The 25,844-nt window shown below is 66.9% G+C and carries 25 protein-coding genes; 12 read left to right on the forward strand and 13 right to left on the reverse strand.

All coding sequences use genetic code 11. The annotated features are described in order from the left end of the window. Positions 1-12: 12 nt before the first annotated feature. Genes gspK through gspG form a run of 5 tightly spaced genes read right to left on the reverse strand, consistent with a single transcriptional unit; the run spans position 13 to position 3,267 of the window. Positions 13-1,134, reverse strand: a complete 1,122-nt coding sequence (gene gspK / locus BAMB_RS00230; protein WP_011655580.1) for a type II secretion system minor pseudopilin GspK — start codon at positions 1,132-1,134, stop codon at positions 13-15. 2 nt (positions 1,135-1,136) lie between these two features. Beyond that, positions 1,137-1,841: a PulJ/GspJ family protein gene (locus tag BAMB_RS00235; RefSeq protein ID WP_011655581.1), complete on the reverse strand. Its 705-nt coding sequence runs from the start codon at positions 1,839-1,841 to the stop codon at positions 1,137-1,139. Beyond that, positions 1,819-2,226 carry a type II secretion system minor pseudopilin GspI gene (gene gspI / locus BAMB_RS00240; protein WP_082089598.1) on the reverse strand — a complete coding sequence of 136 codons (408 nt, stop codon included), beginning with the start codon at positions 2,224-2,226 and terminating at the stop codon, positions 1,819-1,821. The genes BAMB_RS00235 and gspI overlap by 23 nt, the downstream gene beginning before the upstream one ends. Next, positions 2,223-2,771, reverse strand: coding sequence for a GspH/FimT family pseudopilin (locus tag BAMB_RS00245; RefSeq protein WP_011655583.1), 549 nt, complete (start codon positions 2,769-2,771; stop codon positions 2,223-2,225). Before BAMB_RS00245 ends, gspI begins: the two co-directional genes overlap by 4 nt. Positions 2,772-2,814: 43 nt before the next feature. Beyond that, on the reverse strand, positions 2,815-3,267 hold the full coding sequence (gene gspG, locus BAMB_RS00250; RefSeq protein WP_006751354.1) for a type II secretion system major pseudopilin GspG: 453 nt from the start codon (positions 3,265-3,267) through the stop codon (positions 2,815-2,817). Positions 3,268-3,444: 177 nt separating this feature from the next. Between gspG and BAMB_RS00255 the strand changes: the two genes are divergently transcribed. Next, entirely contained in the window at positions 3,445-3,855 is a 411-nt protein-coding gene (locus BAMB_RS00255) for a hypothetical protein (protein WP_006759195.1), read from the forward strand. Between the two features lie 30 nt (positions 3,856-3,885). Here BAMB_RS00255 and gspF read toward each other — a convergent pair whose 3' ends face one another. Genes gspF through gspD form a run of 3 tightly spaced genes read right to left on the reverse strand, consistent with a single transcriptional unit; the run spans position 3,886 to position 8,937 of the window. Further along, on the reverse strand, positions 3,886-5,103 hold the full coding sequence (gene gspF / locus BAMB_RS00260; RefSeq protein WP_011655584.1) for a type II secretion system inner membrane protein GspF: 1,218 nt from the start codon (positions 5,101-5,103) through the stop codon (positions 3,886-3,888). Positions 5,104-5,107: 4 nt separating this feature from the next. Continuing rightward, on the reverse strand, positions 5,108-6,607 hold the full coding sequence (gspE, locus tag BAMB_RS00265) for a type II secretion system ATPase GspE (protein ID WP_011655585.1): 1,500 nt from the start codon (positions 6,605-6,607) through the stop codon (positions 5,108-5,110). Next, positions 6,604-8,937 carry a type II secretion system secretin GspD gene (gene gspD / locus BAMB_RS00270; protein WP_011655586.1) on the reverse strand — a complete coding sequence of 778 codons (2,334 nt, stop codon included), beginning with the start codon at positions 8,935-8,937 and terminating at the stop codon, positions 6,604-6,606. The genes gspE and gspD overlap by 4 nt, the downstream gene beginning before the upstream one ends. 369 nt (positions 8,938-9,306) lie before the next feature. Between gspD and BAMB_RS00275 the strand changes: the two genes are divergently transcribed. Next, positions 9,307-9,756 carry a lytic transglycosylase domain-containing protein gene (locus tag BAMB_RS00275; protein WP_041491055.1) on the forward strand — a complete coding sequence of 150 codons (450 nt, stop codon included), beginning with the start codon at positions 9,307-9,309 and terminating at the stop codon, positions 9,754-9,756. A gap of 199 nt (positions 9,757-9,955) precedes the next feature. Further along, positions 9,956-11,266: a GTP-binding protein gene (locus BAMB_RS00280; RefSeq protein WP_011655588.1), complete on the forward strand. Its 1,311-nt coding sequence runs from the start codon at positions 9,956-9,958 to the stop codon at positions 11,264-11,266. Positions 11,267-11,401: 135 nt separating this feature from the next. On the opposite strand, the gene BAMB_RS00285 is transcribed toward BAMB_RS00280, so the two are convergent. Beyond that, on the reverse strand, positions 11,402-11,680 hold the full coding sequence (locus tag BAMB_RS00285) for an HU family DNA-binding protein (protein WP_006401505.1): 279 nt from the start codon (positions 11,678-11,680) through the stop codon (positions 11,402-11,404). A gap of 390 nt (positions 11,681-12,070) precedes the next feature. On the opposite strand from BAMB_RS00285, the gene mnmC reads away from it, so the two are divergent. From mnmC to BAMB_RS00320, 7 genes are all read left to right on the forward strand, one after another. After that, positions 12,071-14,029, forward strand: a complete 1,959-nt coding sequence (gene mnmC, locus BAMB_RS00290; protein WP_011655589.1) for a bifunctional tRNA (5-methylaminomethyl-2-thiouridine)(34)-methyltransferase MnmC2/FAD-dependent 5-carboxymethylaminomethyl-2-thiouridine(34) oxidoreductase MnmC1 — start codon at positions 12,071-12,073, stop codon at positions 14,027-14,029. 675 nt (positions 14,030-14,704) lie between these two features. Beyond that, positions 14,705-15,919: a cation:proton antiporter gene (locus tag BAMB_RS00295; RefSeq protein ID WP_011655590.1), complete on the forward strand. Its 1,215-nt coding sequence runs from the start codon at positions 14,705-14,707 to the stop codon at positions 15,917-15,919. 14 nt (positions 15,920-15,933) lie between these two features. Next, positions 15,934-17,049, forward strand: coding sequence for a YbdK family carboxylate-amine ligase (locus BAMB_RS00300; protein WP_006751345.1), 1,116 nt, complete (start codon positions 15,934-15,936; stop codon positions 17,047-17,049). Positions 17,050-17,554: 505 nt separating this feature from the next. Further along, a complete protein-coding gene (locus tag BAMB_RS00305; protein WP_011655591.1) occupies positions 17,555-18,193 on the forward strand; it encodes a MarR family winged helix-turn-helix transcriptional regulator in 639 nt (212 codons plus the stop codon). Between the two features lie 28 nt (positions 18,194-18,221). Beyond that, complete coding sequence (locus BAMB_RS00310; RefSeq protein WP_011655592.1) at positions 18,222-18,932, forward strand: glutamine amidotransferase; 711 nt, start codon at positions 18,222-18,224, stop codon at positions 18,930-18,932. 213 nt (positions 18,933-19,145) lie between these two features. Further along, positions 19,146-20,258 (forward strand): NADH:flavin oxidoreductase/NADH oxidase, encoded by a 1,113-nt coding sequence (locus BAMB_RS00315; protein WP_011655593.1) that lies wholly within the window; start codon positions 19,146-19,148, stop codon positions 20,256-20,258. Positions 20,259-20,438: 180 nt separating this feature from the next. Then, on the forward strand, positions 20,439-20,975 hold the full coding sequence (locus BAMB_RS00320; protein ID WP_011655594.1) for an SET domain-containing protein: 537 nt from the start codon (positions 20,439-20,441) through the stop codon (positions 20,973-20,975). A 90-nt stretch (positions 20,976-21,065) separates the two neighbouring features. Here BAMB_RS00320 and BAMB_RS00325 read toward each other — a convergent pair whose 3' ends face one another. Next, complete coding sequence (locus BAMB_RS00325; RefSeq protein ID WP_011655595.1) at positions 21,066-22,550, reverse strand: sensor histidine kinase; 1,485 nt, start codon at positions 22,548-22,550, stop codon at positions 21,066-21,068. 116 nt (positions 22,551-22,666) lie between these two features. Beyond that, positions 22,667-23,359, reverse strand: a complete 693-nt coding sequence (locus BAMB_RS00330; RefSeq protein ID WP_006401494.1) for a response regulator — start codon at positions 23,357-23,359, stop codon at positions 22,667-22,669. Positions 23,360-23,481: 122 nt separating this feature from the next. Between BAMB_RS00330 and BAMB_RS00335 the strand changes: the two genes are divergently transcribed. After that, on the forward strand, positions 23,482-23,712 hold the full coding sequence (locus tag BAMB_RS00335) for a DUF3717 domain-containing protein (RefSeq protein WP_041491056.1): 231 nt from the start codon (positions 23,482-23,484) through the stop codon (positions 23,710-23,712). 90 nt (positions 23,713-23,802) lie between these two features. On the opposite strand, the gene BAMB_RS00340 is transcribed toward BAMB_RS00335, so the two are convergent. Continuing rightward, a complete protein-coding gene (locus BAMB_RS00340) occupies positions 23,803-24,111 on the reverse strand; it encodes a 4a-hydroxytetrahydrobiopterin dehydratase (RefSeq protein ID WP_011655597.1) in 309 nt (102 codons plus the stop codon). A 178-nt stretch (positions 24,112-24,289) separates the two neighbouring features. Then, a complete protein-coding gene (phhA, locus tag BAMB_RS00345) occupies positions 24,290-25,216 on the reverse strand; it encodes a phenylalanine 4-monooxygenase (RefSeq protein ID WP_011655598.1) in 927 nt (308 codons plus the stop codon). A 106-nt stretch (positions 25,217-25,322) separates the two neighbouring features. Between phhA and BAMB_RS00350 the strand changes: the two genes are divergently transcribed. Next, positions 25,323-25,808 (forward strand): Lrp/AsnC family transcriptional regulator, encoded by a 486-nt coding sequence (locus tag BAMB_RS00350; RefSeq protein WP_006408082.1) that lies wholly within the window; start codon positions 25,323-25,325, stop codon positions 25,806-25,808. Positions 25,809-25,844: the final 36 nt, after the last annotated feature.

Here is a 25,844-nt window from a genome sequence, read left to right on the forward strand (position 1 = left end):
CGGATGGCGTCGTTATAGCTGGTCGCGGACGCGCACGACCCGCGTCGAGTGCGTGGTCGGATCACGATACACGAGCGAGGTGCGATCCACCTCCGCGCGATCGTGCTGGATCCGGCCATGCACGATGAAATAGCTGGAATTGACGTCGACGAGGCTCGAGTCGATCGTCACGTTCGGCGCGCCGGCACCGCGCAGCGCGAGCTGCACGTCGCCGACGTTGCGGAAGAACACGGTCTCGCGGCGCGACACGAGCGCCTGCGCGGACGACACGCTCATCCCCGGCACCAGCGCCGCGATCACCTCGGCCGGCGCGGTGTTCATATTCACCGGCGTCGTGGTCGGCAGCACGGTGACGAACGGGCGCAGCCGCGCGACCATCTCGGGCGTCACACCGTCGACGTCGAGCAGGTTGTCGACGCCCGACATCACGAGCGGCGCAGGGCCGCGCTCGCCGTCCGACATCCCCGGCTCGTCGGTGAAGTTGCCGGCCTGCATGTCGCCGCCGGCCACCGGCGCGGTCGCGGCCGTACCGGCGCCGGGCAGCGTCGGCGTCTGGAAGCGCGTCGCCGAATGCATCAGGCCCGCGCGCATGTGCAGCGCGATCCGCTTCGCGAACGCGCCGTCGTAGCCGAGCGTCGTCAGCAGCCGCTGGAACGCCTGCAGCTGCATCACGTTGAGCTGCAGCACGCCGGGCGCCGGCGACGACACGAGATTGCGCAGGTTGTACTTCGCCTGCGCGTCCTCGATCGAGCCGGACAGGTAGGTGTCTTCGCCGCCGTTGTCGTTCGGCGCGCCGATCCGGCCGAGGAAGTCCGACAGCTTGGTCTTCGCGATCGGCACGGCCCAGATGCCGCCCAGATAGGTGATGCCGGGCGCCGTGTCGCCCTCGGAGCGCAGGATCATGCGCGTCCAGTCGAGCGCGCCGCGCGCGACCCACTGCGCCTGCGCGATCACGCGCTGGTTCTCGATCCGGCGAATCTGCACCTGCTGGCGCCACAGCATCCCCGACACGAGGATCGCCGACAGCGCGACGACGAGCAGCGCGGTGATGATCGCCGCGCCGCGCTCGCGGCGGGCGGGCGTGCTTGCGGGCGGGCGGCCGGCGAAGCGGGAACGGGGAGGGCGCGCGCGCATCGTCATTCCCCGACGAGGAAGATGCGCGTGACGGGCACGCGCAGCGACGTCGCGCCGATGCTGACCTGCAGCCCCGTCACCGCGCGTGTCGGCGGCGCGTTGCCGATCTGCGGCACCTTCAGCGCATCGTTGTTCTGCGCCAGCGCGTCGTTGGCCGTCTGCAGGTTGGTAGTCCAGCCGACGCGCGGCACGTACAGCTTCGCGTCGATCGCACCGACGCCGCCCATCAGCGCGACCCAGCTCCAGCCGTCGACGCCGCTGTCCTTCAGCACGTCGCGCAAGCGGTTCGCATCGGCGAGCGGCGGCGATGCATAGCGCACGACGCGCCCGCCGGCGATCCGGTAGCGGACCACCTGCAGCCGCGGCGCGGCGCCGGCCAAGTCGAGCGTGCGGACGATCTGCAGCGTATTGCCGGCGACGCCGATCGCCGGCTGGCCGGCTTCGTCGTCGGTCGCGGCGAGCCGCGCGTCGATGCGCATCTGGTCGAACATCTGCGCGAACACACGCTCGTCTTCCATCGCGGACGCGACCTTGTCGCGGCCGCGCATGATCTGGTCGAGCCCGCGCCACGCGAGGATCGCGACCACCGCGAGGATCGCGATCGCGATCATCAGTTCGATCAGCGTGAAGCCGCGCACGCGGCGCGAGCCGGCGAAACGCATGGGCCGACGCCGCATCGGCGCGTCAGAGCGGACGGCTGGTTTCATTCGCGACCACCGTCACCATTTGCGCGAGCACGCCGGGATGCCCCGGCATGCTCACCGAAATCTGCACGCGCCGGAACACCGGGTTCGGCGTCGTGCGCACGCGCTGCGTGCAGACCATCTGCACGTTGCCTTGCGAACAATCGAAACTCTGCTCGCCGACTTCCGGCCACGCATGCGTGAGCCGCAGCTGCGCGAGCGCGTTGTCGGCGCTCCACCCGGCCAGCAGCCGGTGGTGGAGATCGGATGCGTTGTTCGCCATCGTGCCGACCGCGCGGATCGACGCGGCGAGCGCGACCGCGATGATCGCGAGCGCGACCAGCACCTCGATCATCGTGAAGCCTCGGGAGCCGGAAGCCGGGAAGGGCGGGCGACGACGCATCGTCATTGCACCTCGTACCGGCCGTTGCCGGTGCCGACGATCGTCGCGCTGCCGACCGCCGAATGCAGCGTCACGCGCACCGGCATGTCGACGCTTTCGGTGCCGAACACCACGGTGCTCGCGTGCGTGTCCGACCCCGGATAATCGATTTCGGCGCCCGTGACGCCACCGTCCCAGTCGCGCGGGCGCAGCAGGTCGTCACGCAGCGTGCGCCAGCCGTCGGGCGAACTCACGTCGAAACGAAAGCCGTGCGCGGTCGGCTGCCACGCGATCGGGCGCGCGCGCACCTGCGCTTCGTCGCCCGCCGTCTCGAACAGCAGCGCGATGCGCTGCGCTTCCTCGCGCAGGTCGGTGCGCGGATTGCGCGTGAGCGACAGCGACGCGAGCGACACCAGCAGGCCCGCGATCACGAGCACGACCAGCATCTCGAGCAGCGTGAAGCCGCGTGCACGCGTGCGTGCCGCGGTCACGGCCGCGCCGCGACGCACGCGGCGGTCGCGGGCAGCGCGGCGAGCGCGAGCGGAGCGCAGGGGCGTGCGAAGGGCGGGCATGAAATGAAGAACGGGGACGATCGTCGGATCGGTCGATGCCGACTTACTGCCACGAACCGATATCGGAATCGTTGCTTTCGCCGCCTTCCTTGCCGTCGGCGCCGTAGCTGAACACGTCGATCTCGCCGTGCACGCCCGGGTTCAGGTACTTGTACCCGTTGCCCCACGGATCGTTCGGCAGGCGCTCGAGATAGCCGCCGTCCTTCCAGTTGTTCGGGATCGGATCGGTGGACGGCTTCTGGATCAGCGCGTTCAGGCCCTGCTCCTGGGTCGGATAGCGGCCGTTGTCGAGACGGTACAGCTTGAGCGCCTGCATGATCGTGCCGATGTCCTGCTTCGCGGCGATACGGCGCGCCTCATCGGGACGGCTCATGATCTTCGGCACGATCAGTGCCGCCAGGATCCCGAGGATCGCGACCACCACCATGATCTCGATCAGCGTGAAACCGCGCTGACGGCGCACGGCCGCATTACGGCGAGTGATCCACGTTTGCATGACTGACTACCTCTTTCCAAAAAATATCGTCGATTGAGTGACGCACCCGGCGCATCGCGAACGTTTGCCTGACGGCAAGCTTCCGATTCCCCGGGCGCGGAGCACGCATTGTAAGGCGCGCATTGCCGAGGGCTTTCACCCAACGCAAATTTCATATACATCCGTACAATAGCGCGCATGAACGCGCTCTCGATCCGGATCCTCTCCCTCGCCCTCTTCGCGGGTTTGTGCGCGACGGCCACCTACTGGGTCGTCACGCTGTCGGCCCGCGAAGCGCCGCTGCCCGCCGCCGCCGCGCGGTTGCCGATCCGCACCGAGGACGCCGCCGCGCTCTTCGGCGGACAGCTCGACAAGAATCCCGTGCAGGACATCCACCTGTTCGGCATTCTGTCGCTCGGTCGTGGCGCCGCCGCGATCGTCGGTATCGGTGGCGAGCCGCCGCGTGCGGTGTCGCTCGGCGCGGAGCTCACGTCCGGCGCGAAGCTGGCCGAAGTCCGCAGCCGCTCGATCATCATCGACCGCAACGGCGCCCGCGCCGAAGTCCAGCTCCCCGCGAACACGCCGTCCCCCGCGATCTACATGCGTTGAACGGTGGCGACCTGACCAGCGGTCAGGCCGTCACTGCACCATGTTGTTCAGCTCGATGATCGGCAGCATCACGGCCAGCACGATCACGAGCACGATGCCGCCCATCGCGAGGATCAGCAGCGGCTCGAGCAGGCTCGTCAGGAACATCGTGCGCCGCTCGAGCTCGCGCGCCTCGCCTTCCGCCGCGCGGTCGAGCATCGTCGTCACGTCGCCCGTCGCTTCGCCGGAACGGATTAGGTGCACGAGCACCGGCGGGAATGTCTTCACGTTGTTCAGCGCGCGCGACAGCGCGGAGCCTTCGCGCACGCGCACGATCGCATCGTCGATGTTCGCGCGCATCGCGCGGTTCGACAGCGTCTCGCCGGCCGCCTGCAACGCGCGCAGGATCGGCACGCCGGCCGCGGTCAGGATCCCGAGCGTGCTTGCGAAGCGCACCGTGTTGTAGCCGCGCACGAGCTTGCCCGCGAGCGGCGCGGTCAGCACCCAGCGGTCGAACGCGAGCCGCGGCCCGTCGCGCGACAGTGTCGCCTTCACGAACCACACGACGAGCGCGACCGTGATCAGGATCGCCCACCACCAGTGCCGCACGAACTCCGACAGCGCCATCATCACGACCGTGAGAATGGGCAGTTGCTGCTTCGTGCTCGCGAACACGTTGACGACCTGCGGCACGACATAGCTCAGCAGGAACGTGACGATGCCGAATGCGATCAGCGTGACGATCCCCGGATACGTGAACGCCAGCAGGATCTTCTGCTTCAGCGCGTTGCTCTGTTCGATGTAGTCGGCGAGGCGCGACAGCACGATGCCGAGCTTGCCGGTGTGCTCGCCCGCCGCGACGAGCGCGCGGTAGATTTCCGGGAAGTCGCGCGGATGCTGGCCCAGCGCATTCGCGAGCGAATGGCCGCCGAGCACTTCTGCACGGATCGCGGCCATCAGCTCGCGGATGTAGTCGCGTTCGGCCTGCTCGGTCAGCACGCCGAGCGCCTCGTCGAGCGGCAGCCCCGCGATCAGCAGGCTCGCGAGCTGGCGCGTGAGGATCGCCTGTTCGCGCTGCGACAGCTTGCGGCCGAACGCGAGGCGCTGCGAACGCGCGCCGCGGGTCGCACTGGCGGCCGGCTCGACGACGAGCGGCGTGAGCCCCTGCGTGCGCAGCTGGCCGCGCGCGCCGCGCGCACTGTCGGCATCGATCACGCCTTTCTGCGGTCGCCCCGCCGAATCGATGGCTTCGAAACGGAATGCCGGCATCGCGCTATGCGCCTCCCGTCACGCGCAGCACTTCCTCGAGCGACGTCGCGCCGGCCGCGAGCCAGCGCTCGGCGTCGTCGCGCAGCGTGCGCATCCCTTGTGCGCGGCCCGTGGCGAGAATCTCCGCATCGGCCGCGTTGCGGTGGATCAGCGCGCGGATCGAATCGTCGATCAGCAGCAGTTCGTATACCCCCCGCCGGCCCGCATAGCCCGAATGTCCGCACCGGTCGCAGCCGACCGGATGCCACACGGTGCGGCCGTCCTCGTGCCGCTCTTCCTTGCAGGCTGGGCAGAGCTGGCGCACCAGACGCTGCGCGAGCACGCCGAGCAGCGACGACGCGAGCAGGTACGGCTCGACGCCCATGTCGGTCAGGCGCGTGACGGCCGAGGCCGCATCGTTGGTGTGCAGCGTCGCGAGCACGAGGTGGCCCGTGAGCGAGGCCTGCACCGCGATCTGCGCGGTTTCGAGGTCACGGATTTCGCCGATCATGATCACGTCCGGATCCTGACGCAGGATCGAACGCAGCGCACGGGCAAAGGTCATCCCGATCCGCTCGTTCACCTGCGTCTGGCCGATGCCGGACAGGTCGTATTCGATCGGATCCTCGACGGTCATGATGTTGGTCGTCGCCGTTTCGAGCCGCGACATCGACGCATAGAGCGTGGTCGTCTTGCCCGAGCCGGTCGGGCCCGTCACCAGCACGATCCCGTGCGGGCGGCCGATCAGCTTGTCGAACTGGACGAGCGTGTCGCGGCCCATCCCGAGCGCTTCGAGGTTCAGGCGCTGCGCATCCTTTTCCAGCAGACGGAGCACCGCGCGCTCGCCGTGCCCGGTCGGCAGCGTCGACACCCGCACGTCGACCGGCCGGCCGCCGACGCGCAGCGTGATGCGGCCGTCCTGCGGCAGGCGTTTCTCGGCGATGTCGAGCTGCGCCATGATCTTGATCCGCGAGATCAGCGCGCCGTGCAGCGCCTTCTTCGGCCGCACGACGTCGCGCAGCGTGCCGTCGACGCGAAACCGCACGACCGACGCGTTCTCGAACGGCTCGATGTGAATGTCCGATGCCTGTTCGCGCGCCGCTTGCGTGAGCAGCGCGTTGATCATCCGGATGATCGGCGCGTCGTCTTCCGATTCGAGCAGATCTTCGACTTCGGGGATGTCCTGCATCAGTCGCGACAGGTCGACTTCGCCTTCGACCTCGCCGACGACCTGCGCGGCGCTGCCGTCCTGGCGCGCGTACGCCTGGTTGATCGCCTGCGCGAGCTCGTCGGCCGGCACGCGGTGCACGGAAATCGAGCCGAAGTTGCGCGCGATTTCGGCGAGCGCCGCATCGTTCGTGCGCTCGCTGATCCACACCTCGAGCGTGTCGTCGAGCTGATGCGCGATCAGTACCTGGCCGCTCTTCGCGAAGCCGTACGGCAACAGGCGCGCGGCGAGCGGTGACGGCGGCTGCCGTTCGCCCGGCGCGCCGTCCTGGGTCGAGGACGCGAGCACGTTGCTCACTGCGAGGCTCCCGGCGTGGCGGTCAGCGGCTGTTGCGGCACCGACTGCTGCGGCACGCCTTGCGGCTGCGCGGGCGTCGCCTCGGGCAGCGGCTGGGCCGGCACCGGCGCGACCTGACGCTGCAACTGCTGGCGACGCATCTTGTCGAGGTCGAACAGGTTCCCGGCGGGCGTACCGCCCTGGCTCGGACCCAGCGGCATCGGCGGGACGACCGGATCGTCCTTGTCGCGGATCACGTTGTTGTCCGACTTGTACGCGCCGGTCACGCCCTGGATGTAGTCGTAGCGGTTGGCCGTGACTTCCTGCGCGGTGCTGCGATCGGAGATGATCACCGGGCGCAGGAACACCATCAGGTTGGTCTTCTGGCGCTGCTTCGATTCCGAACGGAACAGCTGGCCGATCCACGGGATGTCGCCGAGCAGCGGCACCTTGCTGTTCGACACCTGGTAGTTGTCCTGCATCAAGCCGCCGAGCACGATGATCTCGCCGTTGTCCGCGAGGATCGTCGACTGGATCGAGCGCTTCGTGAAGGTCGGGCCGGTCTGCGCGTTCGTGGTACCGCTGACGACCGCCGAATCCTCGGTATAGAGCTGCAGCTTCAGGATCCCGCCGTCGGTGATCTGCGGCTTCACGTGCAGCGTCAGGCCGACGTCGCGGCGGTCGTAGGTATTGAATGCGTTGCTCGTCGTGCCGCTCGTCAGGTTCGAATACGAGCCGGTCGCGATCGGCACGTTCTGGCCGACGACGATCTTCGCTTCCTCGTTGTCGAGCGTGATCAGGTTCGGCGTCGACAGCACGTTCGCATCGCTCACGCCCGCGAAATACTGCAGCAGCGCGCCGAGCCCCTGCACGCCGAACATGTTGTGCAGCCAGCCGATGTTGAGCCCCTGGCTCAGGCCCGCGAGATTGGCGGCCAGCCCGGTGGTGGCGGCCGTGCCGCCGCTGGTCAGGTTGACGATGCTGTTGCCCAGGCCGGTTCCGGCCGTGGGTGCCAGGTTCGTGCCGCCGAGGAACTGGCCGCTCGCCACCTGCCACTGGATGCCGAGGTTGCCTTGCGTCGTCGAGTTCAGCTCGACGATCAGCGCCTCGATATAGACCTGCGCACGCCGCGCGTCGAGCTGGTCGATCACCGAGCGGAGGTTCCGGTAGACCGGATCGGACGCGGTGATGATCAGCGAATTGGTGGCCGCATCGGCCTGGATCATCCCGCCCGGCTGGTTGTCGTCGCTCTTGTCCTTGTCGCCGCCGAGCAGGCCGCCGCTGCCGACGCCACCGCTGCCCGACGACCCGCTGCCGTAGGCCGACGACGAAGACGAACCGCCGCCGAGGCCGCCGGACGGCAGCGGCGGGGTGCCGGACGTGCCGGTCGAGAAGTTGCCGCTCGCCGACGAGCCGCCGCTCTGGTTGAAGCTGTTCGCATCGTTGGACGATGCCGACGAGCCGCTGTCGTTGCCGCCCTTGCCGAGCATCCCGCGCAGCGTCTTCGCGAGCTTGACCGCATCGGCGTTGCGCAACGGCACGACGTGCATGTTGCCGGGCACGCCGCTCGGCGCGTCGAGCTGCTGCACGATGCGCTTCGCCGCCGCGAGGCGCGATGCGCTCGATGCGCGCAGCATCAGCGAATTGGTGCGCGGGTCGGCCGTGACCGATACCTTCAGCGTCGCGTCGCTATTGCCGATCGCGCCGGGGTCGAGCATCTTCTGCAGCTGCGCGGCGAGGTCGATCGCGTTCGCGTTACGCAGCGGTATGACCTGCACCTGCGCCCCCGCGGCGCTGTCGACGCCTGCGATGATCTGCGCGATGCGGCGCACGTTGTCCGCGTAATCGGTGACGACGATCGTGTTGTTCGCCGGGTAGGCGGTGACCGTGTTGTTCGGCGAGATCAGCGGCCGCAGCACCGGCAGCAGGTTGTTCGCCGATTCGTTGTGCAGCTCGAACACCTGCGTGATGACCTGGTCGCCGCGTGCGCGCGGCGCATTGCCGATATAGGTCGGCACGCCCTGCAGCTTCGCGTCGGCCTCGGGCACGACCTTCAGCACGCCGTGATCCTGCACGAGCGCGAAGCCCTGCATGCGCAGCGCCGACTGCAGCGTCTTCAGTGCCTGGTCTTCCGGCACGGACCGTTCGGATACGAGGTTGAGCTGCCCCTTCACGCGGGGGTCGACGATGATGGTCTTGCCGGTTGCGGCGCCGATCGCCTTCGCGACCTGGTCGATATCCGCATTCACGAAATTGAGCGTGACCTGAGCGTAGGCGGCTTGCGAGACGATGATGCCGGCGACGATCAGGGTCGTGGCGACGCGCCGCATAACGAAGCGATTTCTTGTCATGGATGAATGGGTCGATGCCGGCTCAGGGCCACTTCCGGCGGTAGTGCTGGGATCCAAGTCCTAAAGAGGCGACATTAGCAGTTTTTCATGTCCGAAATATCACATTGAGCTGAGGACTGTCTCACATACGACATGGTTTCGGCATACCGTATGCAATATGTAAGATTTCGGCCTCCGCCAGGCATTCCGGCCATCGCCGCCGTTTTGGGATGAACCGACACTGAAATGCGGTATAAACGGGCTGCTGTCTTTCGCTCGTCAATTCGTGACGGACTGCCGGTATGATACGGGCGGCGCGTTTCCATCCGTACGAATAACTGGCACGGGTTTTCCCGATCTTTGCGTCATTCCCTTTTCGTTTTCCGCACCATGAACAGACGGTTCGCTTCGATCGCGTTGATCGCCGCCGGCGTGTGGTTCGCCTGCGGAAACGCTCGCGCGGATTGTTTCGACGAGGCCGCCCGGTACCAGAAGGTCAATCCGCTGATTCTGCGCGCGATCGCGTGGCAGGAATCGCGCAACCGGCCCGCCGCGCTGAACAAGAATACGAACGGCTCGGTCGACTACGGCCTGATGCAGATCAATTCGATCCACCTGCCGACGCTGTCGCGCTACGGCATCGGCCGCGACACGCTGATGGAGCCGTGCAAGAACGTCTATATCGCCGCGTGGCATCTGCGTCAGAAAATGAATCGCTACGGCAATACATGGCAGGCCGTCGGCGCCTATCATTCGGAAACGCCGTCGCTGCGCGACAAGTATGCGCGGCAGATCGCCGCAATCCTGGCGCAGTGGAAGCTGCTGCCGCCCGAGCAGTGACGTCGCGCCGCGCCGCGGGCTGACGCCGGGCCGCTCGGCCGGTGCGCGTTTGATGCACAATGCGGGCTCACGCTGCGGTTTCGAGCGGCTTCGGGCGATGGCTCCGGGCGACCGGCATCGGGCGACTGGCCCCCGGCCGATCGCGCCCCGCCAGGGCCCCACGGCCGCTTTTTCATCTTTTCCGTTGGTGCAAATCGTTATGAATCCGGCAATGAACCAGCCGTTGCCCGTCACCGTGCTGTCCGGTTTCCTCGGCGCCGGCAAGACCACGCTGCTCAATCACATTCTCGCGAACCGCGCGGGCCTGAAAGTCGCCGTGATCGTCAACGATCTCGCGGCGGTCAACATCGACGCGTCGCTCGTGCGCGATGCGCAGGCGCTGTCGCACGTCGAGGAACGCCTCGTCGAGATGTCGAACGGCTGCATCTGCTGCACGCTGCGCGACGACCTGCTCGTCGAGATTCGCAATCTCGCGGCCGACGGCCGCTTCGACGCGATCGTGATCGAATCGACCGGCATCGCGGAGCCGATGCCGATCGCCGAAACCTTCACGTTCGTCGACGACGACGGCGCGTCGCTGTCGAACGTCGCACGGCTCGACACGCTCGTCACCGTAGTCGACGCCTACAATTTCCTGCGCGACTACGGTTCCGACGACGCGCTCGCGACACGCGGCATCGCTGCATCGGACGAAGACGATCGCACGCTCGTCGAATTGCTGATCGAGCAGATCGAATTCTGCGACGTGCTGGTGATCAACAAGGCCGACCTCGTCGGCGCCGACGAACTCGCGCGCCTGCGGCACATCCTTGCGCGGCTCAACCCGCGTGCGCACCAGGTCGTGTCGACGTTCGGCAACGTGCCGCTCGACGAAGTGCTGAACACCGGCCGCTTCGATTTCGACGAAGCCGCGAACGCGCCGGGCTGGCTCGCGTCGCTGGATGACGATCACACGCAGTGCGACGATCCCGAGTGCCATGATCCGCATCATGCGCACGTGCACGGCGAAGCCGACGAATTCGGCATCGGCAATTTTGTTTACCGCGCGCGCCGGCCGTTTCATCCGGCGCGACTCTGGGCGCTGCTGCATCAGGAGTGGCCGGGCGTGCTGCGCAGCAAGGGCTTCTTCTGGCTCGCGACGCGCAACGACATCGCGGGTTCGCTGTCGCAGGCGGGCGGCGTGTGCCGGCATGGCCCGGCAGGCCTGTGGTGGGCCGCGCAGGATCGCGCGGAATGGCCGGATGACGACGAACTGCTCGCTGAAATTCGCACGGAGTGGCAGGGCGACCTCGACGATCGCTCGGTGGGCGATCGCCGTCAGGAACTCGTGCTGATCGGCATCGGGCTCGATGCCGACGCATGGCGCGCGAAGCTCGATGCATGCCTGCTCACCGATGCGGAATTCGCGCTCGGTGCCGCGCAATGGACGACGTTCGACGATCCGTTCCCGGCGTGGGATGTCGACGCGCACGACGACGAGGATCCCGACGCGCAGATCGTGCACGCGTAACACGCGGTAAAAAACGGCGCGCGAAAGCTAACCGTTAAATCTTGCAAGAGGTGTGCGGACTGTGGCGAAAATGCCGCGCGCGCCCAACAAAAAACCCGCCAAAAGGCGGGTTTTTTTCCAGGCACAGGCGCTGAATCAACGCTTGTTGACGGCGTCCTTGAACGCCTTGCCAGCCGTGAACTTGACCGTCTTGGCTGCCGGGATCTTGATGGTTTCGCCCGTCTTCGGGTTGCGGCCCGTACGTGCTGCGCGCTTGCCCGAACCGAAGCTGCCGAAGCCGATCAGCTGAACCGCATCACCCTTCGACACGGCCTTCTTGATGACTTCGAGCAGCGTGTCCAGCGTTTCGCCGGTTTGAGCCTTGCTGGCGCCCGTTTGGGCGGCGACGGCGTCGATCAGTTCCTGTTTGTTCATTAAGGTTCCTTTTTCAGGTTAGGTTTGACACGAACAGCGCGAACGCGCCGATTATACGTGCGCGAACCGTGCCATCGAGAGTCAGACTCCGACGACACAGCGCCGAATCCTGGCCCGCGCGACGTGCCGTCCGGCTTGGCCGGCGGCCACCCCGCGGTACGGCGTTGCTATGATAGCGCAGCGCAAACCCAATAACGACAAGGGTTTCAAAGATTTTCATCGGTATTTCGCCGAATGAATCGTCGATTGCCCGTTTTTTGACCTGCGCCAACCGGACAGGATACGCAGCCGCGTCCGCCCGCACGCAACGCCGTTGGATTTTGCCAACGGCGCGCCGGACGCTTCCGCGCAAACCCTTGCCAGGCTTGGCTGCCACGTTTTTTGTTTCGCATGCCCGACCGACTCGTTCCCGCCACGCTCGCCCGCCGCGACGACGGCATTCTCGTCTCGCCCGAATACGGCGAGCTCCCTCGCGACGCGTCGCGCGCTCGCGCGCACGCGAACCGGATGCTCGCCGGCACCGGCCTGCTGGCCCGCTGGCAGGGCCGCCGCACGTTCACGATCGTCGAGACCGGATTCGGCACGGGCGGCCGTTTTCTCGCGACGTGGGCCGCATGGCGCGACGACCCCGCACGCTGCGAGCGGCTGCATTTCGTCGCGATCGAAGCGCATCCGTTCACGCGCGAGGACCTGCGCCGCGCCGTTTCTCATCTGGTTGCGGACACAACCATCTCGGAAAACGCCGACGCTTTGATCGACGCGTGGCCGATGCATGTGCCCGGCCTGCACCGGCTCGAATTCGACGCGGGGCGCGTGGTGCTCACGCTCGCATTCGGCGATGCGCGTGACATGCTGCAACGGCTCGTCGCGCGCGCCGATGCGTTCTATCTCGGCAATGTCGCGTCGGCCGCGCACGGCGATGTGCTGTCGGCCGACGTGATCCGCGCGCTCGCACGCATCGCCGCCGACGGTGCGACCTATGCGACGCATTCGCACGACGACACCGTGAAACATGCGCTCGAGCAAACGGGTTTCACGAGTCGCGACGTCGAGGATTGCGCAGGCGAGCCCGCGTTGCGCGTCGGCGAATACGCACCGCGCTGGCGGATGCGTCGACACGAACCGCCGCGCGCATTGCCGGTTGCCGCGCGCGAAGCGATCGTGATCGGTGCGGGCCTGGCAGGCTGCGCGGTCGTCGAACGGCTCGCCGCGCGCGGCTGGAACATCACGCTGATCGAGCGGCACGAACGAATCGCGAGCGAGGCATCGGGCAATCCGGCCGGTGTATTCCATCCGCTGATGACGCGCGACGACAACGTCGCGAGCCGCCTCACGCGCAGCGGCTTCCTGCATGCGCTCGCACGCTGGCGCGCGCTCGAGGATGCGGGCCATGCGTTCGCGCGCAGCACGCGCGGGATGATCCATCTCGCGGAATCGGCCGACGATTTCGCGCGGATGCGCGATGCGTTCGATGCGCTCGGCGCACCTTCCGACTATGTGTCGCTGCTCGATACGGACGCCGCCCGCGCGCATCTGAACCTGCCGGTCGCACACGGCGGCCTGCTGTTTCCGCACGGCGGCGCCGTCTGGCCGGCCGGGGTGTGCGCGGCACAAATCGCGGCGGCCGGCGAACGCGTAACACTGCTGGCCGGCACCGAAGTCGCCCGGCTCGAGCGCGATCGCGACATATGGCGCGCCGTCGATGCGGCAGGCGCGACGCTCGCCGAAGCGCCGGTCGTCGTGCTCGCGAACGCGGGCGACGCGGTGCGTCTCGCGGGCCTGCGGCACGTTGCGCTGCAACCGGTGCGCGGCCAGCTCACGCTGCTGCCGCCCGGCAGCACGGCGCCGCTGCCGTGCCCCACGATCGGCGACGGCTATGCGGTGCCGCTCGACGACGGCACGCTGCTGATTGGCGCGACGTTCGAACCCGACGACGTCGATCGGACGATGCGCACCGTCGGACATATCGAAAACCTCGCGCGCGTCCGGCATCTGCTGCCCGGCCTGATCGGCGAGCTGCCGGACGTCGATACGCTGCGCGGGCGCGTCGCGTTTCGCTGGGTCGTCGCCGACCGCGTACCGGTGATCGGCCCGCTCGCCGACGAAGCGCAGGCCGTCGCGAACGCCCGCGCGCTGAGCGGCGCGAAAGCGCGCGACCTGCCGCGCACCGCGGGCCTCTACGGCGCCTTCGGCTACGGCTCCCGCGGGCTCGTCTGGGCGGCGCTCGGCGCCGAGCTGATCGCGTCGCAACTCGAAGGCGAGCCGCTGCCGCTCGAGCGCGAACTCGTCGACGCCGTCGACCCGGCCCGATTCCTGATCCGCGCGCTGCGCGGCCGCCAGATCGGCTGATCTCGTCAGCCGGATCCTCACAGTGCTTCGATTTTCCTGCGCAAAGTTATCCACGCGATGCTGTGGATAACTGCGAGGAATCCGCGCGCAGTTCGTGTGTAATCACAGTGGACGTAAACTGGGCAACTCGGCACAGCTGTGAAACGGCCCGAAAGTTGCCCCACTCAAACGTCTGTGAGCGAACAGCCTGTGCAACGGGTTGTGGCGGCGCCAACTCCTTGATCTTGTTGCGTAAACCGAAGTTATCCACAGAACTGTGGGCGCCTTGTTAACTTCTACTATGTATACATACAAGTAAACCTTTGAAACCAAAGACCTGCGGTGCCTCACAGCGCCGCGAGTCGATTCGATCGGTTCCGGAGCGAAAAAGCTGTGGCACAATCGGTTTCCTTCGCGTTCGTTCGGCCCTGGCGCCGGACATGCTTCAACGGAACGGTCGGCACGATTTCGAATCTGAGTCTTCGAGACCGCGCAGTCCGTTCACACACCAGGCCGACAATCCAGATCGGCAGCCTGAACGACAGTTCCGCCTGATGGCGGAAGAGGCGGATCCCATGTCCTGCCGTCGTCGACCACAACAATCACATTCGGGGCGACACCCAGCCGGCGCGCATCTCATTTCCGACGCTTGACCCCGCGTCGCTGGCGGTTGCTTCCAAAGGAGAAGTCACCACGATGAAGTCGGCGTTCTCATTCCTGCCCAACTGGCCACTCGCGCCGGATGCCGTGTTCTGGGCCGGGCTTGCGCTGTTTGCGGCCGGCCTGTGCGGCGAGCTGTGCTATCGCGCATGGCGGCTGCCGCGCATCACCGGTTATGCGGTGATCGGTCTCATCGCCGGATCGTTCGGATTCGGCGTGATCGACGCGAGCACCGACGAAACCTCGCGGCTGCTGATCAACGTCGCGCTCGGGCTGCTGCTGTTCGAGCTCGGCAGCCGTCTCGACCTGAAATGGATCCGCCGCAATCCGTGGCTCATCGCATCGAGCCTCGCGGAGGCGACACTGACGTTCGTGCTCGTGCTGTTCGTGATGCTCGCGCTCGGCGTGTCGGGCATGGTCGCGCTCGTGCTGTCGGCGATTGCGATCGCGACGTCGCCGTCGATGGTGATCCAGCTGAAGACCGAACTGCGCGCGGAAGGGCAGGTGTCGCAGCGCCTCATCACGCTGACCGCGCTGAACAGCGTCTACGCGATCGTGCTGACCAAGCTCGTGACGAGCTGGCTGCACCAGGAAGCGTACGGGAACGTTTTCGCGACGGTGCTGCAACCCGTCTACCTGATCGCCGGTTCGTTCATCGTCGCGTATCTGGTTGCGCGCGCATGCAATTACCTGTTCCGCCACATGACCTCGACGATGCGCGACGAGCATTCGTTCGTCGCGCTGTTCGGCCTCGTGATGCTCGCGATCGCGGTCGCGCAGGCGTTGAAGCTGTCGACGCTGCTCACGCTGCTGCTCGCGGGCATCATCGTGAAGAACCTCGAAGCGCGTCCGCAGCTGTGGCCCGAGCATTTCGGCACGGCCGGCTGGCTGCTGACGGTGATCCTGTTCGTGCTGACGCTCACGTCGTTCACGTGGGGCGACATCGCGATCGGCGGGCTGCTCGCGATCGTGCTGATCGTCACGCGGCTGGTCGCCAAGCTGGCCGGCGTCGTCGTGTTCGCGAAGCCGAGCGGGCTCGGGATGAAGCAGGGCGTCGCGCTCGGCATCGCGCTGACACCGATGTCCGCGCTGTCGTACCTGCTCGTCGACGACACCTACCAGCTCTATCCTAATTTTGACCCGCATCTGCGCGCGATCGTGATGTGCACGATCGTGGTCCTGCAGCTCGTCAGCCCGTTCGTCGTCTACCGCTGCCTGTCGGCGGTCAGCGAACGCAGCGACAGAAACTGATTCCGGAACCTGCCATGGCACTCGAAACCTTCGTCAATTCCGAACCGTTCACGTTCGGCGTCGAACTGGAGATCCAGGTCGTCAACACGCACAACTACGACCTGACCAAGGCTGCATCCGACCTGATGCGCCTGATCCAGGGCGAGACCTTCCCCGGCAACATCACGCCGGAAATCACCGAGAGCATGATCGAGCTGTCGACCGGCATCTGCCACTCGCACGAGCAGGCAGTGTCCGAGCTCCATGCGATCCGCGACGTGCTCGTAAAGGCGGCCGACCAGCTCAACGTCGGGCTGTGCGGCGGCGGCACGCACGCGTTCCAGCAGTGGAGCGACCGGCAGATCTACGACGCGCCGCGTTTCCAGTACATCTCCGAGCTGTACGGCTATCTCGCGAAGCAGTTCACCGTGTTCGGCCAGCACGTGCACATCGGCTGTCCCGATCCGGACAGCGCGCTGTTCCTGCTGCACTCGATGTCGCGCTTCATTCCGCACTTCATCGCGCTGTCCGCGTCGTCGCCGTTCGTGCAGAACGTCGACACCGGCTTCCATTCGGCACGCCTGAATTCGGTGTTCGCGTTCCCGCTGTCGGGCCGCGCGCCGTTCGTGCTGACCTGGGACAGCTTCGAGGAGTACTTCACGAAGATGGTCAACACGGGCGTCGTCAACTCGATGAAGGACTTCTACTGGGACATCCGGCCGAAGCCCGGCTACGGGACGATCGAGGTGCGCGTGATGGACACGCCGCTGTCGGTCGATCGCGCGGCCGCGATCGCGTGCTACATCCAGACGCTCGCGCGCTACCTGCTGACCGACCGGCCGCTGAAGCTCTCGGAGGACGACTATCTCGTCTACACGTTCAACCGTTTCGAAGCGTGCCGCTTCGGGCTCGAGGGCACCTGCGTCAATCCTCAGACAGGTGAGCGCCGCACGATCGCGGAAGACATCCTCGACACGCTTGACCGGATCGCGCCGCATGCGGCCGCGCTCGGCTCGCGCGCGGCGCTCGACGAGATCGGCGCGCTCGCGAAGGCGCGCGTGAATGACGCATCGTGGTTGAGAACCGTTTTCAAGCAGGAAAAATCGCTGAACGAGACGGTTCGCCAGCAGTGCCTGCGCTGGCGCGAATGAAAAAATGTTTTGCAGATTACGGGCTCGACCGCGCGGCGATTCACTGAACGCCGTTCGGTGCCGATTCGCGCGCGGCACGTCGCCAGTCGTCCTGAAAATCTGTGGATAACTCAATATTCCGCTTCAAAGTCAACGCTCTGCGGGATGGATAACCCGGTGGATCGGTGCCCTCGGCATGGTGGCCGATCCGAACAGGAAAATGTTTGCGCGTGGCGCCGTAGGGCCGGCAGAGATTGCCGGCACAACGAAAAAGTCCGGTTATCCAGTGATTTTCCACAGAATGAAGGGGATAACTTAGCTGTGCGATTTTCCGCTCTCGCTTAGAATGTCGGCTTTGCGGACACCGGAACGACGTGTGTCTCACCGGTCGCCGCGAACGCGACCGCCGCGTGTGCCTCGCGACGGCCGTGTCGACGCTCCTCGATGAGCGTCTGTTTTGAGATAGACATTCGATCTCCACACTACGGCTGCTCGGCAATCCGGGCGGCGGCAAAGCGAAAAGACTATGAGCGAAGGCGTTTACGGGAATCAGGCTTCGGGACGTGTGACCCACAGCTTGCTGCGATTGAGTACGGCCATGCGAAGCCAGGCATGGGATTGGGCGGAAGGCGCGGGTCTCACGCCGACGCAGGGCGAGATCCTCGTGCTGCTGCTGCAACGCAAGGGCCCCATGCGGCTCGGCGAGATCGCACGCGAGACGCAGCTCACCGCGGCGACCACCAGCGATGCGGTCAGCACGCTCGAAACGAAGGGGCTCGTCGAGAAGCGTCGCGCACTGGACGATGGCCGCGCGCTCGCCGTGCGCCTGTCGGCCCGCGGCCGTACCGCGGCCAAGAAGGCGCTGCAATGGCCGGAATTCCTGACGAAAGCAGTCGGCAAGCTCGGCGCGGACGAGCAGGGCGCGCTGTACCGCGCGCTGCTGAAGACGCTGCGCGAACTGCAGGTGGCCGGCGCGACGCCGCCGCAGCGCATGTGCCTGACGTGCACGCATTTGCAGCCGGGCAAGCCGTCGAAGAAGACCGTGCATCACTGCGCGGCGCTCGACCTGTCGATGACCGACAGCGATCTGCGTCTCGACTGTTCGGTGCACGAAGAAGCCGACGCGGCCACGCAAAAGAAGACCTGGAAGGTATTCGCCGGCTGACGTCCGTCGATCGACCGGGAGGCCGATGATGAACGCTGAAGTGGTGGCGATTCGCCACGTGCATTTCGAGGACCTCGGCAGCTTCGAGCAGGTGCTCGGCGAGCGCGGGCGGCGCGTGCGCTATGTCGACGTCGGATCGTCGCGCGTCGAGGTGCTCGACGCGCTGCAGCCGTCGCTGCTCGTGATGCTCGGCGGCCCGCTCAGCGTGTACGACGATGCGCAGTATCCGTCGATCCCGCCGCTCGCCGCGCTGGTGCGCCAGCGCATCGACGCGGGACTGCCGATCCTCGGCATCTGCCTCGGTGCGCAGTTCATCGCCCGTGCGCTCGGTGCGCGCGTCTATCCGGCGGCGCAGAAGGAACTCGGCTGGGCGCCGCTGACGCTCACCGACGCGGGTCGTGCGTCGCCGATGCGCCATCTCGACGGCGCGGCAACGTCGATGCTGCACTGGCACGGCGATACGTTCGACCTGCCGGGCGGCGCGATCCATCTCGCGTCCACACCGGCATGCCGCCACCAGGCCTTCGCGTGGGGGCAGCACGTGCTGGCGCTGCAATGCCATCCTGAAGTCCGCGCCGACCGCTTCGAACCCTGGCTGATCGGTAACGCCGGCGAAATCGCGTCGACGCCGGGCATCGACGCGCGGCAGCTGCGCGCCGACACCGTGCAGCACGGTCCCGCGCTGGAGGCGGCCGCGCGACGCATGTTCGCGGAGTGGCTCGACAGCGTCGGGCTTTGAAGCCGAGCGTGCGGCACCGCGCGTGAGCGGCCCGCCGGCAAAACCGGCCGGCGCACCGCGGCATCGCGCGCGCATTGCCTCACCGTCGCCATTGCCGCCAGCTTCACGCCGGCTGTCCCTGACCATCGGCTTACTGCCGAACCGGCCGCCAGCAGGCTTCCAGCCTGCGTGCTACGCTCGTCAGCTCTTTCTCTTTCCTGGCGAGCGGCACCCATGACTGCGCTGTTTTCTCCGTTCACGCTGCGCGGCGTGACCCTTCCGAACCGGATCGTGATCTCCCCGATGTGCCAGTACTCCGCCGAGCGCGGCGAGGCGACCGACTGGCACATGATCCATCTCGGCCATCTCGCGCTGTCCGGCGCGGGCCTGCTTTGCATCGAAGCGACCGCCGTCGAACCCGACGGGCGCATCACGGCCGGCGACCTCGGGCTGTGGGACGACGTGACCGAAGCGGCGCTCAAGCCCGTGCTGGCGTCGATCCGCAAGCATTCGTCGGTCCGCGTCGCGATGCAGTTGTCGCATGCAGGACGCAAGGCGTCGAGCGACGTGCCGTGGAACGGTGGTCAGCTCGTGTCCGTCGCCGATGGCGGCTGGTTGCCGCACGCGCCGTCGGCGCTGCCGCACAAGGACGGCGAGACGCCGCCGCTCGCACTCGACGCGGCCGGCCTGAACCGGATCCGCGACGCGTTCGCGGCCGCCGCGAAGCGTGCCGCGCGCCTCGGCATCGACGCGATCGAAGTGCATGCCGCGCACGGCTACCTGCTGCACCAGTTCCTGTCGCCGATCTCGAACCAGCGTACCGACGAATACGGCGGCTCGCGCGAGAACCGGATGCGCTTTCCGCTCGAGATCTTCGAGATCGTGCGCGCGGCGTTTCCGGAGGACCGGCCGGTCGGCGTGCGCGTGTCGGCGACCGACTGGGTCGAGGGCGGCTGGGAACTCGACGACACGATCGCGTTCGCGCACGAACTGAAGCAGCGCGGCTGCGACTGGATCGACGTGTCGTCCGGCGGCGTGTCGCCGCTGCAGAAGATTCCGCTGTCTCCCGGCTACCAGGTGCCGTTCGCGCAGGCCGTGAAGCGCGCGGTCGGGATGCCGACGATCGCGGTCGGCCTCATCAACGATCCCGCGCATGCGAACCGGCTGATCGAGGCGGGCGACGCCGATCTGGTCGCGATGGCGCGTGCGATGCTGTACGACCCGCGCTGGCCGTGGCATGCGGCCGCCGAGCTCGGCGCGCAGGTGTCGGCGCCGCCGCAGTACTGGCGTTCGCAGCCGCGCGAGCACAAGGCGTTGTTCGGCGACATCGCATTCGGCCAGCGTTGAGCGTCATGCGCGTGATATTGCGCACGATGTTGAACGAAGCAATCTTGAACGTGTAGGATGCGGATGATTCGCCGCATGGCCCGACGCGGCACCCACCGGTGCCGCGTTTTCGTTTTGCGCGACGCTGGGCCGTGAGCGCGGCCGTCTTCCATTCAATTCGTCTTCACAAGGATTCGTTCGATGAGTTCACGCAGGATCGCGGTGCGCCGCTCGGGAGTACACGGCAAGGGCGTGTTCGCGGTGGCGCCGATCAAGGCCGGCGAGCGCGTAGTGGAATACAAGGGCGAGCGGATTTCATGGAAGGAAGCGCTGCGTCGGCATCCGCACGACCCGAGCGAGCCCAACCATACGTTCTACTTCGCACTGGAAGAAGGCGGAGTGATCGACGGCAAGATCGACGGCAACAGCGCGCGCTGGATCAACCATTCGTGCGCGCCGAACTGCGAGGCCGAGGAGACGAAGGGTCGCGTGTTCATCCACGCGCTGCGCGACATCGAGCCGGAAGAAGAGCTGTTCTACGACTATGGCCTCGTGATCGACGAGAAGCTGACGAAGAAGCTCAAGCGCGAGTACGCGTGCCATTGCGGCGCGGACGCATGCCGCGGCACGCTGCTCGCCACACCGGACGACGACGGCAAGAAGAGGAAGAAGAAAGACAAGAAGGACAAGGACGGCAAGTCCGAGTCCGCCGCGAAGGACAAGAAAAAGAAGAAGTGACCGGGGCGGCCGCGCATCGCGCGCGGCGGCTTCATCGGACGGCCGCCGCGTGGCCGTTCTTCTCACTACCCGATGCGCGCACCGCGCGACTCAGTGCGTCGGCGCGGCGGCCGGCGTTTCGCTCGCCGGCTTCTCGGTACGCTTGGCGAGCGGCACGCGCACCACGAAGCGTGAACCGCCTTCCGATGCATCCTCGTACGACACCGTGCCGCCGTGCATCGCGATGATGTCGTGGACGATCGCGAGCCCGAGCCCCGCGCCCGTCTCGACGCCGTTGCCGCTTTGCGCATCGCCGCGGAAAAAGCGCTTGAACAGGTCGGCCTGCTGACTGGCCGGCACGCCCGGGCCGTTGTCCTCGACGACGATCTCGGCGGCCGGCTGGCCACTCTCGAGCGCGCCGCGCGCGACGTTCACCGTGATCCGCGCGCCGTTAGGCCGTGCGAGCGGCACGTATTTCAGCGCATTGTCGAGCAGGTTCGCGATCACCTCGCGCAGCAGCACGGGGTTGCCGCGCACGTTCAGCGTTTCGTCTTCGCCGGGATCGTCGCTGCGCTGGAAGCCGAGATCGACATGCGACGCGAGCGCGCGCGGCACCCACTCGGCACCCGTCTCGAATGCCATCGCGGCCAGGTCGACGTCGACGAAACGTGCGGCCTGCTCGCCCGGCTCCGCGCGCGCGAGCGACAGCAACTGGTTCGACAGCCGCACCGCGCGGTCGGCGGCCGCGCGCAGCTCGCGCACCGCGGCGTAGGTCTGCTGCGGGTCGCGCGCGACGGCGGCCTGCTCGGCATGCAGCTTCACGGCGGTGAGCGGCGTGCGCAACTGGTGCGCGGCATCGGCGATGAACTTGCGCTGCGCGTCGAGCGCGGTCTTCAGGCGGCCGAGCAGCGCGTTCATCGCGCTCGTCAGCGGCCGGATTTCGAGCGGCACGTCGGTTTCGTCGACCGGCTCCAGCGACGTGTGGGTCTGCCGGTTCAGCGAATCGGCGAGATGCGTGAGCGGGCCGAGCTGCTGGTTCACGACGCGCCACACGATGCCCCAGCCCGCCAGCAGCAACAGCAGCAGCGGCATCATGATCGCGACGAGGAATTCGGCGGCGATCCGGTAGCGGTGCCGCACCGGCTGCGCGACCTCGACCACCATCGGCCGGCCGCCGTCGACTTCCTCGACGCGCACCTGCGCGACCCGCACCGCGCGGTTGTCGTACTCGGCCTCGAATACGTACGCGTGATGCATGCGGCGCACGTTGATGCCGCGCAGCGGCAGCTTCGGATCGCCGGCGAGCTCCTCCTCGCCGTCGCTGATCCGGTAGATCAGCGCTTCGGCCGGATCGGAGAACATCGCCTGCGCGAGCGGCGGCACCGTGAACGGCGCGTCGGGGCCGGCGATCTGGATCTGTTTGGAGATGGCGGTGGCGAGATCGGCGAGCGAGCGGTCGATCACGTGTTGCGTGTATTGCCACGCGAGCCAGTAGGCAATCAGGCCGCTCATCAGCGCGAGCATCGACAGCGGCGCGGCGAGGCGTCTGAGCAGCGAGCGGCGCAGGCTGGTGGTGACAGCCGGATCAGAAGACATTTCGACGGGCAAATGGATAAGCGCCGCTCACGGGGAGCGGCGCGGTCGTGCGCCGGACGGCGACGCGGGCAGGGCGGCGCGCCGGCGGCACCTGGCCGGCCGGCATGCGGCGCCGCTCAGACGCTCGCGGTCTGGCGGATTTCCTGCAGCAGGTAGCCGAAGCCGCGCACCGTGACGATCTCGACACGGCACTGCTCGAGTTTCTTGCGCACGCGGTGCACGTAGACTTCGATCGCGGTGTCGCCCAGATCGCCGCCGAAATGCGTGAGGTGATCCTGCAGCTGGGCCTTGCTGACGACGCGGCCGTGGCGCAGCAGCAGCATTTCGAGCACCGCGAACTCGCGCGGCGACAGTTCGAGCGGCTTGTCGTCGTTGAAGATGCGGCGATCGACGCCCGACAGGCGGACGCCGCCGAGCGACACTTCCGGACGCGGCATGTCGCTGTGCGGGCCGCTGCGACGCATCACCGCGCGGATGCGCGCTTCGAGCTCGGCCGGCTCGAACGGCTTGAGCATGTAGTCGTCGGCGCCGGAGTTCAGGCCCTGGATCCGGTCGTTCAGTTCGTCGCGCGCGGTCAGCACGATGACGGGCGTGTGGCGGTTGGTCTGGCGGAAACGCGTGAGCAGCGTCATGCCGTCGATGCCCGGCAGGCCGAGGTCGAGGATCACGAGTTCGTGGCGGTTTTGTGCCAGCGCCTGTTCGGCAAAGATGCCGTCATGCACCATGTCGACGGTGAAGCCAGCCTGCTCGAGGCTGCTCTGGATACCGCGTGCGATGGGGCGGTCGTCTTCGATCAGAAGGAGTCGCATGAAGTTCGCTCAAGTACAATGGGTTGGCGGTTCAGGCACGCGGACAGCACGACACCGTTTCCACAGGGGCGCCGCATCGCCTGACATCAAGCATGGCGGCCAGCGAACGATTACATCCAATCATGTCCGATATCTCGATCCACGACCTCGAAGCCGCGATCAATTTCTGGCGCGCCCGCTCGCCGTCGAGCGGCGACGAACTCAAACTCTGCGAAGAGGCCAGCGCGCTCTCCAAGCCGTATGCGCTGCTGATTGTACAGCGCGAAGCCGCGCTGCAACTGGAAGGTTTGGACCCCAAGGCGCGGAAAGCGTACGAGACTTACGTGCGCCTTAAGGATGGCTTGGAAAGCTGAAGGCTTTCGCTCAGTACATCCTAGAAAACGTTCAGCAAAATGAAAAGTTGACGCGCCGCGCGTCGCAGGATGCGCGGCGGCAGGGAAGTCTCAGGCGGCCGGCTGGGTGTGCGCACACACGTGGTCGATGAACTGCGCGAGCAAGATGTCGCGCTCGGTCAGGCCGTGCGCGTCGTGGGTCGACAGCGTGATGTCGACACGGTTGTACACGTTGAACCATTCCGGATGGTGATTCATTTCCTGCGCCTTGATCGCGATACGCGTCATGAAGCCGAAGGCCTCGTTGAAATCGGCGAAGCGCAGGCTGCGCTGGATCGCGTCGCGGCCCGGCACGGCCGTCCAGTGCGGCAGGCCTTCGAGCCGGGTCTTGCGTTCTTCTGATGTGAGCTTGTGGATCATGTTGCACCTCGTTCGGTAACCAGCGGCGCCCGCGCGCGGGCAAAGGCCACGCGGCAAAGCCGGTACCGGTCATTGTTTCATAGTTGTGCGACGGGCATCTGGAGGCGGGCATTGGGGGACGGCCGTCCGGTGAGAGGCGGGCGCCGGAGCCCGAATCATGCCGGCGTGGCCTGCCGCGTTACGCACGCGCGCCGTCCGGCCAGCCTTCGCCCGTGCCGCGATGCAGCACGAGATCATGCTCGAGCACCGCGCCGGCCGGGAATTCCGGCAGCCCGGCCAGCCGGTCGGCCAGCGCACGGCCGTCGACGTCGGCGAGCGCGAACAGCTGCGCGAAATCGTCGATCACGAAGTAGGTCGTCTGGAACGTGTCGATCCGGTACTGCGTGCGCATCACGCGCTCCAGGTCGAAGCCGAGCCGGTTCGGCGCCGCGCTTTCGAGGCTGTACAGGCTCTCGCCCTTGCTCGACACGATCCCGGCGCCGTAGATCGACAGCCCGTTCGTGCCGTTCGGGTCGCGAATCAGCCCGAATTCCACCGTATACCAGTAGAGGCGCGCCAGCCGCGCGAGCGCCGCTTCGTCGTCGGCGACCGCGAGCGCCGTGCGGCCGTAGGCCTGCATGTAGTCGGCGAACACCGGCTCGATCAGCAGCGGCACGTGGCCGAACAGGTCGTGGAAACAGTCGGGTTCCTGCAGGTAGTCGAGCTGGTCCGGGCGGCGCATCCACCAGGTGACCGGAAACCGCCGGTTCGCAAGGTGCTCGAAGAATACGCGATCGGGCACGAGGCCCGGCACCGCGACGATCTCCCAGCCGGTTGCCCGCTTCAACTGGCGGTTCACGTCGGCGAACGACGGCACGCGGTCGGCCGGCAAGTCGATCTTCCCGAGGCCGGTGACGAACGCATCGCATGCGCGTCCGCGCAGCAGCGCCGACTGGCGCGCATAGAGCTGCTGCCACACCGCGTGGTCGACCTGGCCGTAGCGTTCGAGCGGCTGGTCGATGGTGAAATCGGCGCGGGTTTCGAGGCCCGCGTCGAACTGCTCCTGCAGTTTCGCGGTGACGACGGTGGACATGATCAGGCTCTGCACGCTGTAGTTGGGAACCATGCAAGTGTAGAGCGGGCGACATGCGGAATGGGCGCAATGATGGCGTGAATTCGCTCGGTGATGCGATAATCACGCATCGAAACACGAATCAATGCGGAGTATGCTCATGCTGGAACTCGATCACTTCGATCTCGCGCTTCTCGATGTGCTGCAGCGCTTCGGCCGCGCGACGCACCAGCAGCTCGGCGAGGAGGTGCCGCTGTCGCCGTCGCAGATCGGCCGGCGGCTGCAGCGGCTCGAGGCGGCCGGCGTGATCGAAGGCTATCGCGTGATGCTGCGCCCCGAAAAGCTCGGGCTCGGCGTCACCGCGTTCACGAGCCTGAAGCTCAAGCACCACGGCGATTCGATCATCGAGCAGTTCCAGCAGCAGATCGACGTGCTGCCCGAGGTGCTCGAATGCCATGCGGTGGTGGGCGATGCCGACTATCTGCTGCGGATCGTCGCGCCGGATCTCAACGCGCTGTCGCAGTTCGTCATGAAGAAGCTGATGCGCGTGCCGGGCGTCGACAGCGTGCGCTCGAACATCGTGCTGACGACCTTCAAGCGCAACGGCGCGCTGCCGCTCGCGCATCTGGCGCCCGGCGCCGCGTGAGGCGGTGGCCAGGCCGCCGGCGGGGTGCCGGATCCC

It is taken from the genome of Burkholderia ambifaria AMMD, assembly GCF_000203915.1.
In the GTDB taxonomy this organism is placed as follows: domain Bacteria; phylum Pseudomonadota; class Gammaproteobacteria; order Burkholderiales; family Burkholderiaceae; genus Burkholderia; species Burkholderia ambifaria.